Origin of the sequence: Chloroflexus sp. MS-G, assembly GCF_000735195.1 — a bacterium.
Taxonomy (GTDB): Bacteria; Chloroflexota; Chloroflexia; order Chloroflexales; family Chloroflexaceae; genus Chloroflexus.
On sequence record NZ_JPIM01000055.1, the window covers coordinates 20,436 to 31,656 of the forward strand.

Consider the following 11,221-nt stretch of genomic DNA (forward strand, 5'->3'; position numbering starts at 1 on the left):
TCGGTTGGCGAAAGAGGGTCGGTTCGCAAACCGCCCTCTACGGACAGCATCGGGTTCCGCTCGATAGTACTGCCCGCCGCCTGTTGGGATGCATCGGTCGGGGCGCAGCGCGCTGCACCCTTCTATCAGGATGCGCTTGCAGGATAAGGGATTATCCTTATCCCCACGCTATGCGATTGCAAGAGATGAAACCGGTCGTGGTATACTACAGGTATGGCAACAGGACAAGGATCAGGACAACACACCATCGTTCGGGTGCCGCTCTCAACCGGTGCACCGTTGGTTGAAGCCAACTTTGCAGCACGATCCGGTCAATTCTTGGTTGAGGCGCAGATGGGTGGGCGAATGGTACGGGCCCATCTCGCCGACAGAGGTCGTTTGATTGATCTCCTGGTTCCGGGGGCTCGCTTGTTACTCGCGCCACGTGAGGAAATTGGCCGGAAGACCGCGTTTCAGGTTGTAGCTGTCTATCAAAATGGTGATCTCGTTTCACTTGATAGCCAATTACCCAATCGCCTAGTTGCTGCGGCTTTGTCACTCGGTGCGCTCCCACAGTTTGCCCGTTATTCACGTGTGCAGCGTGATGTGCAACTGGGTCCCCATCGCATCGATTTTCGCCTGAGTGAAGGGCTAGACACCTGTCTCTTAGAGGTGAAGTCAGTTACTCACCTTATCGAGGGTGTTGCCGTCTTTCCCGACGCACCGACCGAGCGTGGTCATCGTCATCTCGAGCTGTTGATCAATGCGGCCCGTAACGGTCAACGGGCAGCCGTGGTGTTTATCATTCAACGTTCTAAAGGCTGTGCGTTTGCTCCTGATGAAACGATCGATATTGATTTCAGTAGTGCACTACGGCTTGCACGCTCGGTAGGAGTGGAGGTGTACGCCTACAGTTGTCCTGTCTCGATCACCGGTATCACGCTTGGTCGCGAAGTACCGGTTTTTAACTCACTTACGGCGGTACCACTTGATGTGCGGCGTGGCTGTTGACGATCTGTGAGGAAATTTTCCGCGGGTAGGTGGCGCCATCTGTTTTGCGTTATGCCGCGTCAGTATTTCGTTGTGAAATTGGGGACGGTTGTTCATCTGACGTTCCATTGCGTTCCTCGGTTCTTTGTCGTACAAAGACTCACTGAGTATCGGTTAACAGCATCGACAACGCCTCATTCAGCACCTGATAACCTTTTGGATTAATGTGAAGCAGATCAGCACGGTATGCCTCGGCTACATAACCACTTGCGTCGGCCAGGATCGCTGCACTGTCAAATATGATCACATCCGGCGCACTCATTGCCCGTATAGCGGTATTCACCTGCTCAATCGCGGTCTGAATCCGACCCGTCCCCGGATCGAGTTGCTCGAACAGATTAGGGCCGAGCGGAAAGATGGTCGTGAGGATTACCTGACTGCCATCGGTTCTAGCCATGTCTACCATCGCACGGAGATTCGCGATAGTAGTCTGGACGATTGACTCAGCATCGTTGGCTAACAATGGCAGCGCAACCAGATCATTTACCCCTACCTGAATGATAACCAGCGCTGGCTGCAAGGGACTGACGTGCATACGATACCGAAGCAACGATTGGGTACTGGTGTGCCCAGGAATACCCCGGTTGATGATGGAAAAACCTGCCGGTGCTGGCCAGGTAGCCGCTCGTGAGTCACCGAATATCACAATCGGCGCCGTTGATGATGGTTCATTCCGGATCATATTCAATCCAATCGGATCGAGACGGGTAAGGTAGAAGAGTCGTTCAAAGTGACGGGCCCGCTGCCAGACGACGAATCCGCCAATGCAGGTCATACCTAACAGAACGAGGCCGAGAAGACAAAAACGATGGCTCAAACGCACACCTCCGGTCTGGTCGTTGTCCTACCTTCTTTTTACCACAATGGATGCCAGATGTCGTCACCGGAGTCGGTATGAATATGCTCTTTCCGCTCTCGTTTCGAGAGCGGAAGTGGGCGAAGGGCACGTTAGAGGTTTTCGGAGTTCTCAGCTTTGGTTACTGATAACCGAGTGATACCGACGAAGATCACACACTTGCTGGCAATGCCACCCGATATGTACACAGTCGCCTTGGGGCCGCGGGTGTTGGCCCATACTCCCAGTTCAAGCGAACATAACGTAGTCATTTGGTCGTCGCAACCAGCGCTGGGAGGCGTGCAGCACTCATCGCGATCACCAAACAGGCCATGCTGCTGACCAAAAAGACACTTCCCAACCCAAAAGCGTCTACCACTATGGTACCGATGAGCGGAGCAACTGCACGGGCAGCAGAAACAATCGAGCTATCCAACCCATAAACGGCGCCTTCATTGCCGGCTGCTGTGTAACGACCAAGTAGTGCGCTTAATGAAGGTGTGATACCGCCTATCGCTGCCCCACTGAGCGCCTGCAGGATGAGCAGTTGCCAAACATTTGTAACCAGTCCTTGCGGCAAAAAGGCGATTCCGGCCAATATCGCACTCATCATCAATACCTGTTGATGCCCGATCCGATCACCGAGCCGACCAAGCCAGATCGCTGTTGCTGTTCCTGCTGCCGAAGATACTCCAACGATTAGACCAGTGTACGCACTGACCGGATCATTTGGATGAAGCAAACTGGCAATAAACAATGGCGCAAAGGGGAGCAAGATGGTTTGGGAAAGGCTGCTGAGGAAGCGCATACCGTAGGCCGGACTGATGCCCGGAGTGCGGATGATCGTCAACCAGCCTTGCCATATAGCCAACGGTTGCTGTTTGCGAGGCGTGGAAGGCCTCCTATTCCCACGCACGCCAATCGTTACCAGAATACCCGATATGAACAGGAGTGCGGCAGTGGTGATGAACGTTGCGCGAAAGCCAAGGGTTTCGGCCATTATACCACCGATCAGTGGGCCGGCTGCCGTTCCGCTCCACAAACCCATTTGCAGTGTTCCCATCGCAAAACCCATACGTTCGCGTGGGGTGACCGTTGCAACCAGCGCATTAGCCGCCGAAATGGTACCGGTAATCAAGCCCTGAATGGTGCGCAACAACGTTAATTCTTCAGCCGAGCGTGCAAATCCCATCAACAGCAAGATCACAGCACCACCGTACATTGCCCGTTCAACCATCAGTTTGTATCCGAACCGGTCGGCCAGTGATCCCCAGATCGGCGCTGCAATCGCCATTGTCAAGGCCTGAAGCGAGAAGACTAATCCTGACCATAGGGCCACCGTGCCAACCGTAGCCACACCGAGGTACGCGACATAGAGTGGAAGAAACGGAAAGATGATGGAAAAACCGATTGCGGAAAGAAACTGGGCGGCAAACATGATCCAGAGAATGGTTTGCCAGCGGTTGGGCATCTGTTGCGCAGTATTCATCTTGAACATCGCTCCACACCAGGCGCTCTCCATACCCTCTCATCTGTCACAGGGAGGGAAAATACTGCCTGGTTCAACACAACGCTTGACGAGAGATTCCATGCGGTACTGGAATCAAAACCAGTATGGAAGTATTGACAATATCTTCTTCGTCGGTAGGGGCATGCACTCACGCAAGTTGGGGCAAGACCCTATTGGCGAAGGCTGTTAAGCGGTCGAGATCATCGAGGTCGAGCCACTGCACCATAATGCGCTCAACACCGACAGCGGCAAAAGCCGCAATCTGCTCAACAATTTCGTCGGCCACGCCGACCAGAATCCCGCGATCTTGCAATTGTGCACGGCTGCGGCCAGCCAGTAACCGTTCAACTTCGCGCTCATCACGTCCGAACACCGACCCTATCATGAGCGAACGCCGTACCGCGTTGCGTGGGCGGCCCGCCGCGTCCAGCAGCGTGTCGAGTCTGGCATTGAGTTCGGCAAAACGGGCCGGTGGTACAAACACGGCATTCCATTCATCGGCATAACGAGCAGCAAGTGGTAGAGTACGCCGTTCTCCATTGCCCCCGATGACAATCGGTGGTCCGCCTGATCGCAAAGGACGTGGCAACAGAATTGCTTCCCGCAGTTGATAATACTCACCGATCCAGGTAACCGGTTTATCGCTGCGTAAAAGGCGAGTGATGACCTCCAGCCCTTCGCGAAACCGTTGAAATCGGGGGCTAACTGCCAACAAGTCAAAGCCAAACATGGAATGTTCACGTTCCTGCCAGCCGGCCCCCAATCCAAGCTGTAGTCGCCCACCTGAGAGGTTGTCAACGGCGGCTGCCATTTTTGCCGTCAATGCCGGATGTCGAAATGAAACTGGCGAGACCAATGGCCCGAATTCAATCCGCTTTGTCTGTGAGGCGAGCCAGGTGAGTGAAATCCACAACTCCAGCGATTCTTTTTCGGGAGGATTCGCGTTGGTAAAGTGATCGGACCGGTACAGCCCCACAAAACCCAAATCCTCTGCTGCCTGCACCAGTCGTTGCCAGCGCGGCCAGGTTAGCCCATTCTGGCCTTCAACCATCAATGCTACTTCAATCGTCATCGTGCCTCTCCTGAGGATGTTTCCGCCCTTGCAGTTCTGTGCGGTTTGGTCAGCCAGCTTGCAGTGGCAGGCTGTGCTTATCACTGATCTGGCGAAACCTGCTATAGTATGTATGAGCCGCGTTGCGGCGTGTTGATAGTATACCGCGAAAAATAATTGATGCGTCCATTTTTTGTCTACGGAACATTGAAACGAGGCCAAACGAACTATGCCCGTTTCCTGGCAGGGCACACTGTAAGCGAAACACGTGCCTGGTTGTCGGCTGCTGCTCTTTACACGGCCGGACCGTATCCCTTTCTCGTGCGGGCTGCTGATCTCGTCCCACAAAACGCAACCGTCTTCGGTGAGCTGATTGATGTTCATCCGGCACGCTATCAGCATATTCTGGCATTACTCGATGAACTGGAGGATTACGTTCCCGGTCGTGCTGACAATTTGTACGAGCGGGTGGAATTACCGGTACAGACGGTTGATGGTACGCGATCCGCCTGGGTGTATGTAGCCGGTGCTGCGGTTGAAGCCGCTATTCGACGCGGCGAGTTACGCTTGATCGAGCGTGGCGAATGGTAGTCATCTTTATGATGAATGGAGTGCAAGAATGACCCGACGAATCGTGCAGATCGGTCTGGTGCAGATGCGTTGTACTGCCGATCCCGAAACCAATATGGCAGCCGCAGAGGCAGGTATTCGCGCTGCGGCTGAGCAAGGAGCGCAGATTGTATGTCTGCCTGAACTCTTTCGTTCCCTCTACTTTTGCCAGAGCGAGAACCACGATTTCTTTGCGCTGGCCGAACCGGTACCTGGCCCCAGTACTGAGCGACTTGCTGGCCTGGCTGCTGAGTTGCAGGTGGTGATCATTGCCAGTCTCTTTGAGAAGCGGGCCGAAGGTCTTTACCATAACACGGCTGCTGTCATTGATGCGGATGGTCGTTATCTGGGGAAATATCGCAAGATGCACATTCCCGATGACCCGCTGTTTTACGAAAAGTTTTACTTTACACCGGGTGATCTGGGCTTTAAGGTGTTCAAGACCCGCTACGCCCGCATTGGTGTGCTTATTTGCTGGGATCAGTGGTATCCAGAGGCTGCCCGGCTGACTGCGCTGCGGGGCGCCGATATTTTGTGCTATCCGACAGCAATTGGCTGGCATCCCGCCGAGAAGGCTGAATATGGCGTGGCCCAACATCAAAGCTGGGAGATCATCCAGCGCTCACATGGAATTGCCAACGGTTGTTATGTGGTCAGCATCAATCGTACCGGTCACGAAGGCGATCCTGCGGGTGGCATCGAGTTCTGGGGGCAGAGTTTTATCGCCGATCCGGCAGGCGTAGTTATTGCTCGCGCACCGGTTGATAAACCGGCAGTACTAGTCGCACCCGTTGATCTATCCCGGATCGATGTGCAGCGTACTCATTGGCCATTCCTGCGAGATCGGCGAATTGACGCCTACGGTGAGATAACGCGCCGTTATATCGATGAGGAGTAAACACGATGGCAACCCCCGCTGAATTGGGTTACCGGATGCCCGCTGAATGGGAGCCACATCAGGCCACCTGGTTGTCGTGGCCTCACAAAGAGGCGAGCTGGCCCGGGATCATCGACCGCATCTGGCCAGTGTACGCTCGCTTCGTGGCTGAACTGGCTCGTGGCGAGACAGTTCATATCAATGTAAACGATGCTGCGATGGCCGAGCAGGCGCGGGCTTTCCTCGCTGAAGCCGGTGCTACTGGTGATATTCGATTGCACGAGTTTCCAACCAACGACGCCTGGTGTCGTGATCACGGTGCGATCTTTGTGGTGCGCGATACTCCCAAGGGTCGACAACTGGCGGCTACCGATTGGGAATTTAACGCCTGGGGAAACAAATACCCACCTTACGACCTCGACAATCAGATCCCGGCCCGCATGGCCGAGTACCTCGGTGTACCCCGTTTCTGTGGAGGGATGGTGTTAGAGGGTGGTTCGATTGATGTTGACGGGAACGGATTGCTCCTCACGACTGAGCAGTGTCTGCTCAATCCTAACCGCAATCCACACCTCGACCGGCAGGCAATCGAGCAGCGTCTGCGCGATATGCTTGGTGTGCATACTATTCTCTGGTTGGGCGAAGGGATTGTTGGCGATGACACTGACGGTCATATTGACGATCTGGCCCGGTTTGTGGCGCCTGGAGTCGTGGTTACGGTCGTCGAGGAAGACCCTAGCGATGAAAACTACCACGTGCTGCAAGACAATCTACGGCGGTTGCAACTGATGCGTGATGCCGCCGGGAAGCCACTCACTATTCTGACCATTCCAATGCCGCCGCCGATCGTATTCCAGGGTCAGCGCCTGCCCGCGTCGTATGCTAATTTCTACATTGCTAACCATGCCGTTATTGTGCCGACCTTCAACCACCCCAACGATGTGCGGGCTTGTGAAGTGTTGCAGCGCTGCTTCCCTACCCGTCGGGTAGTGGGTATTGATGCGACCAATGTGGTCTGGGGGCTTGGATCGTGGCACTGTCTCAGTCAACAGGTACCGGCAGCAGCGATCAATTAATTAATGGCTCATGGCGATGGGAAGGGCGAGCGTAAACCTCGCCCGTCGCATGCGGTGACAGGTATGACCGCAGATGACGAGGGCAGGTCGTAACCGCCGCCGGTACAGGAAGTTGCACGTCTCTACATACTAACGACCGGTTACGCACTTTCCCTCGCTGTCTACTCTTCTTTCTCTTCTCTCAATGAGAGTGCGACTACTGCCCAAGAATCTCGCGTATTCGGTTGTGCGGTTCGATAACCAGCATACCCGCTGAGCGGGCCACCGGCATCAATTCTGCCGGTTCCAACACACACAGAAACGGGTTATCACCGCCTAGTGCACTATGATCGGCAGCAGTGAGGCAGAAGAGATCAAACGACCCCATAATGTAGCGGGGCAATTCGAGTACACTATCAGCGCCCGGCGCTACTTCGACCCAGCGATCCATGGTGGGGATGCTCACGACCATTGCATCAGCAGTTGTGTTGCGGATAGTCAGTATTGGCTCACGTTCGGGCGGGATGATGACCGTCGCCGGAATACAGCCGTTGCTACGAATGGTAAGATCAACGGCTGCTGTGGGGGTAGCACAGGCGCCGAGCAGAAATGTCAGGAGTACCAGTATCCCTCTGATAGACATCATATCATTCTGGAGCGGTAGGGGCAGGTTCTAAACCTGCCCCTTTGCATGCAATAGCGTACAAGACGTACCGGCATTTAACCGGCTAACGACACTGTTGAATCACCGGTACAAATACCTGATAGCCGGTATCTGCCAGCGTAGTCGTGTTTGCCGAAAGATCGGGTGGCAGATCGGGACCTCTTACAATACCTAGTGGATTGTACGCTGCCAATCCGGGGAAGACTACACCAAGCTTTGGGTTGCCAAGTCGGCGTACCAGAATCTCACTCAGCACTTGCCGATAGTCGGTCGTAATCTGGAGGTCCTGCCGCTTATCGAGCTGATCGGGATGAAGCCCTGGCCAGGTACCGTAGATACGACGACCATTCACATTTCCACCCAGCACCATCATCACATTGCCGTGCCCGTGATCGGTTCCATTCGACTGATTACGGCCAAGCCGACGACCAAACTCACTCAGTACGACAATAGTCAACCGACTATGGTAAGCGCTCAGATCGTTGTAAAAAGCCCCCAAGCCCTGCGAGAGGATACCGAGCCGGTCAGGTAAATACCCGCTTCCATCACTATTCGCCTGCGCTTCGTGCGTATCCCAACCGCCAAAATCAATCGTTGCCACTTGAAGCCCCAGATCGGCCTTGATCAACTGTGCAACTGTCTTAAGGGCATTACCGAATGAATTGTCAGGGTACGTAATACCACTGGCTGGCGTATAATCCCCCAAGGCACGCATCAGATCGATCACCTGCGTGACACGCCGTCCGGCCTGAGCGAGTGGGTTAATCGAGCTGCGGTTGTACATCTCGCGCAGAACATTGAGGAACGGATAATTTTCTTGAGGTCGATTGTAACGCCAGCCGGTATCTACTTTGAATGCCTTGGGTGACGTAACGGCTACTGCGCCATTGTAACTCAGAAGTGAAGCCGGTGTTGCACTGCTGGCAGCCACTGCCGGTAAGAGGGTCGTTGCACCACCCTGAGTTTGCAAGTGGCGCGTGAGCCAGCCACTGTTAGTCGTCTTATTCCCTGGTGTGCCACGCTCGATGTAATCCATTGCGTCAAAATGACTGCGTGTATCATCGACCAGCCCGCAAGCATGGATGAATGCGAGATGTCCACTATTGTACAGATCACGCAGGTGTGGCATTCGGCTATTAAGGCCAAAGGCTGTAATGCTAAAGGAGGGATTGTATGGTTCAATTCGCAGCGGTGCATTTGCCCCGCTTGTCGGTAATGCCAGCGAACCACGCGCCGTCCGATAATAGTTATCTTCATAAGGACAGAGCAGGCTCAACCCATCACACCCTCCACGCAGAAAAATCTGGATGAAAATCTCGTTGGTAGCCTGCGGTTGAGCCGGTTCGGCAAATGCCAATTGGCCGATGCGGGCAGCAGCCATAGCCGCAATTGCGGCGCTACATCCCATCAAAAATTCACGGCGTGTCCATTGCATAGGTAAGGTTCTCCTCTGGTTCGGTGCTTGTTAACGGAGCCAGAATTCGGGGCTCATTGCCAGTAACTGGACCATCGCCACAATGCGATCACGTACCGCTTCAGGTGATCGCCAGTCAGGTGCACCTGGAAGCGGCTGTGGTGGTTGATTCGGGTCGAAGCCCTGAGCCAGGAAGTCGATCAACAACGTTCGTAAATCGCCAGTCGGTGTGTAGGTCAGCATCCGCTGTAACCAGAAATCAACAATACCCGCGCAAGAAAGACCAGCCGGCGTCTGACCAACAATATCCATTTGAACATTGCCACCCCACGATTGGGCCAGGGTGTAAAAACAATTCCACGTTTTGAGCAGGGCATTCGTATTTGCCCAATACTCAGCGCGGTCAGGATGGCCGGTTGGTGTGTCCCATCCAAACAGCCGGTGACCAGTCTGATCAACACTCCAGAGCAGACCCTCCCAGTAGTTGCCTTTTGTCACATCACCGTTAACCTCGGCCACGTCGTTGGGAAGCGAGGCATTCGTTGCCCGCAGAAAGGCCCAAATTGCTTCTAATGGCCGCCGTATTTTAGCGCCGAACGTGCTCTTCGCTTCTGGTGCAAGTAGAATGGCCTCAACCACGCGCCGAATCTGGTCTGGCGATTCACGGTGTTGCATCCAGACGTTGTACGCGGTATTAATGAGCGATTCCGGTGGATTATCGGCAACGAGCCGTCGGCACAACTTGGTGCAGAGGTGTCTGGCCGTACCGGGATGATAAGCCACCAGACGCAAGAGTTTGGTTCCATCTTGCTCGGCGCCGTTGTTGAAGGGGAAGTTGGGCGCCGGTTCGATGCCAGGGAGGGGAGGTGGCGCCAGCACGGTTTTGGGATAGTTGTCGTGCCAGGAATCCATCAAGTAGAACGCTCCCGTGTTGGGTCGACCGTCACGTCCGTTTGCAATAGTCCATCCGGTCAGACAACGCGAGGCTTCATAGACATCATAGTCGATGTAGGATGCGGCGTAGCGTTCGCTCCCATATTCAACCACCGGGATATTTCCCCGTTGATCGTAGAACTTGAGGTAGTTATCACTACCCAGTGTGTGTAGTTCGAAGAGTTCACGGGCAAAATTTTCATTACCGCCCTCACCACCGCCGGCCTTGTTGCTAACATTGTTGAGGTAGTACATCATCGCCACACTTTTGGTAACCTCGGTCAGCATCGCGTGGAAATTCCCCAGTGCGTGAGTACGGATGATGCGGTCGTAATCTGGCCAGGTAGCGGCGATACGTTGATCGGCTGTGGCGTTCACGTTGAAATGGTTGTGCCAGAAATCAACCATCACCTCAAAGAGCTGTCGACGACTGCACACGGCGCGAATCCAGGTGGCGACACGCACTTCGTTGTAGGGACGTATCCGTTCGGCCCGGGGTAAATCAGGAATAACTCGCTGTTGCCAGAGCGTTTCACGTGAAGCGGATAGCCAACTGAGCGGACGGATTTCATTGACGGTGCGATTGTTATAGGTGTAACGAATCTTAAGCTGAGCCGAGTCAATCCGATTGGTACACGGTGTATCATCGATTGCCGTGTAGTTAAGCTGCTGACGCACCCAGTTGTCAAACCGTTCCTCATCACTGGCACCCGGTGTGGCATCATACATTGCCATCAATTCAGGGCTGGGACCGAACGCCAGTCGGCGCATTGCGATGGTACGGAGCGATGCAGGTTGTGTGTATGAACACGCAGCCACCGGCGCGGGTGGTGTTCCAGTAGCGGCCACTCCCGCAGTGACCACACCAGCAACGAGAGCTACACTTCCTTCCAGAAAGTTGCGGCGCGTAATTTCCATAGCTTACCTTTCAGATACTTGAGTCATTGCTCAACGATCTGAAAAAATTGTAATCTTGACTGGAAGAATTGAAAATCGCCTAAAGGTACTGTCTTTTGCTATCAATTACTACTACCGCTCAATTGAGACTTTTCCAGATTCTTTCCCAGCCGTGCAATTGGCGAGAGGCGTGAAGAGTGAGCAAGATCGGCGGCTGGAAGCCATCGGTTGGCGTATCAGCGCACATCATCCTCGCAAGCTGGGTCGTTTGGCGCCTGCCATTGCCGTGCGCCGACGGACATCCGTCGTTGCACCACACCCCTCTCCCGCAGCGCGGGAGAGGGGCC

The 11,221-nt window shown here is 54.4% G+C and carries 10 protein-coding genes; 4 read left to right on the forward strand and 6 right to left on the reverse strand.

What is annotated here, in order from left to right; translation table 11 throughout:
* Positions 1-213 precede the first annotated feature (213 nt).
* Complete coding sequence (sfsA, locus tag JE47_RS0111335; RefSeq protein ID WP_031459869.1) at positions 214-990, forward strand: DNA/RNA nuclease SfsA; 777 nt, start codon at positions 214-216, stop codon at positions 988-990.
* Between the two features lie 139 nt (positions 991-1,129).
* Here the strand turns inward: sfsA and JE47_RS0111340 are convergent, their stop codons facing one another.
* From JE47_RS0111340 to JE47_RS0111350, 3 genes are all read right to left on the reverse strand, one after another.
* Complete coding sequence (locus JE47_RS0111340; protein ID WP_031459870.1) at positions 1,130-1,846, reverse strand: SGNH/GDSL hydrolase family protein; 717 nt, start codon at positions 1,844-1,846, stop codon at positions 1,130-1,132.
* Positions 1,847-2,132: 286 nt separating this feature from the next.
* A complete protein-coding gene (locus JE47_RS0111345; RefSeq protein ID WP_236631216.1) occupies positions 2,133-3,386 on the reverse strand; it encodes an MFS transporter in 1,254 nt (417 codons plus the stop codon).
* A 136-nt stretch (positions 3,387-3,522) separates the two neighbouring features.
* Entirely contained in the window at positions 3,523-4,446 is a 924-nt protein-coding gene (locus JE47_RS0111350; RefSeq protein ID WP_031459872.1) for an LLM class F420-dependent oxidoreductase, read from the reverse strand.
* Between the two features lie 159 nt (positions 4,447-4,605).
* On the opposite strand from JE47_RS0111350, the gene JE47_RS0111355 reads away from it, so the two are divergent.
* From JE47_RS0111355 to JE47_RS0111365, 3 genes are read left to right on the forward strand one after another with little or no spacing between them, the layout of a single operon-like run.
* A complete protein-coding gene (locus JE47_RS0111355; RefSeq protein ID WP_031459873.1) occupies positions 4,606-5,016 on the forward strand; it encodes a gamma-glutamylcyclotransferase family protein in 411 nt (136 codons plus the stop codon).
* 28 nt (positions 5,017-5,044) lie between these two features.
* Entirely contained in the window at positions 5,045-5,932 is an 888-nt protein-coding gene (locus tag JE47_RS0111360) for a carbon-nitrogen hydrolase (protein ID WP_031459874.1), read from the forward strand.
* 5 nt (positions 5,933-5,937) lie between these two features.
* A complete protein-coding gene (locus tag JE47_RS0111365; protein WP_031459875.1) occupies positions 5,938-6,987 on the forward strand; it encodes an agmatine deiminase family protein in 1,050 nt (349 codons plus the stop codon).
* Positions 6,988-7,183: 196 nt separating this feature from the next.
* On the opposite strand, the gene JE47_RS0111370 is transcribed toward JE47_RS0111365, so the two are convergent.
* The 3 genes from JE47_RS0111370 to JE47_RS0111380 form a co-directional block, all read right to left on the reverse strand.
* Complete coding sequence (locus tag JE47_RS0111370) at positions 7,184-7,612, reverse strand: cupredoxin domain-containing protein (protein WP_236631217.1); 429 nt, start codon at positions 7,610-7,612, stop codon at positions 7,184-7,186.
* A gap of 82 nt (positions 7,613-7,694) precedes the next feature.
* Positions 7,695-9,065, reverse strand: a complete 1,371-nt coding sequence (locus JE47_RS0111375; protein ID WP_031459877.1) for a DUF1501 domain-containing protein — start codon at positions 9,063-9,065, stop codon at positions 7,695-7,697.
* Between the two features lie 30 nt (positions 9,066-9,095).
* A complete protein-coding gene (locus JE47_RS0111380; protein ID WP_031459878.1) occupies positions 9,096-10,895 on the reverse strand; it encodes a DUF1800 domain-containing protein in 1,800 nt (599 codons plus the stop codon).
* Positions 10,896-11,221: the final 326 nt, after the last annotated feature.

Coding starts and splice junctions, on each gene's coding strand:
- sfsA (WP_031459869.1), top strand. CDS start 214: ATGGCAACAGGACAAGGATCAGGACAACACACCATCGTTCGGGTGCCG.
- JE47_RS0111350 (WP_031459872.1), bottom strand. CDS start 4,446: ATGACGATTGAAGTAGCATTGATGGTTGAAGGCCAGAATGGGCTAACC.
- JE47_RS0111360 (WP_031459874.1), top strand. CDS start 5,045: ATGACCCGACGAATCGTGCAGATCGGTCTGGTGCAGATGCGTTGTACT.
- JE47_RS0111370 (WP_236631217.1), bottom strand. CDS start 7,612: ATGATGTCTATCAGAGGGATACTGGTACTCCTGACATTTCTGCTCGGC.
- JE47_RS0111345 (WP_236631216.1), bottom strand. CDS start 3,386: ATGGAGAGCGCCTGGTGTGGAGCGATGTTCAAGATGAATACTGCGCAA.
- JE47_RS0111365 (WP_031459875.1), top strand. CDS start 5,938: ATGGCAACCCCCGCTGAATTGGGTTACCGGATGCCCGCTGAATGGGAG.
- JE47_RS0111380 (WP_031459878.1), bottom strand. CDS start 10,895: ATGGAAATTACGCGCCGCAACTTTCTGGAAGGAAGTGTAGCTCTCGTT.
- JE47_RS0111375 (WP_031459877.1), bottom strand. CDS start 9,065: ATGCAATGGACACGCCGTGAATTTTTGATGGGATGTAGCGCCGCAATT.
- JE47_RS0111355 (WP_031459873.1), top strand. CDS start 4,606: ATGCGTCCATTTTTTGTCTACGGAACATTGAAACGAGGCCAAACGAAC.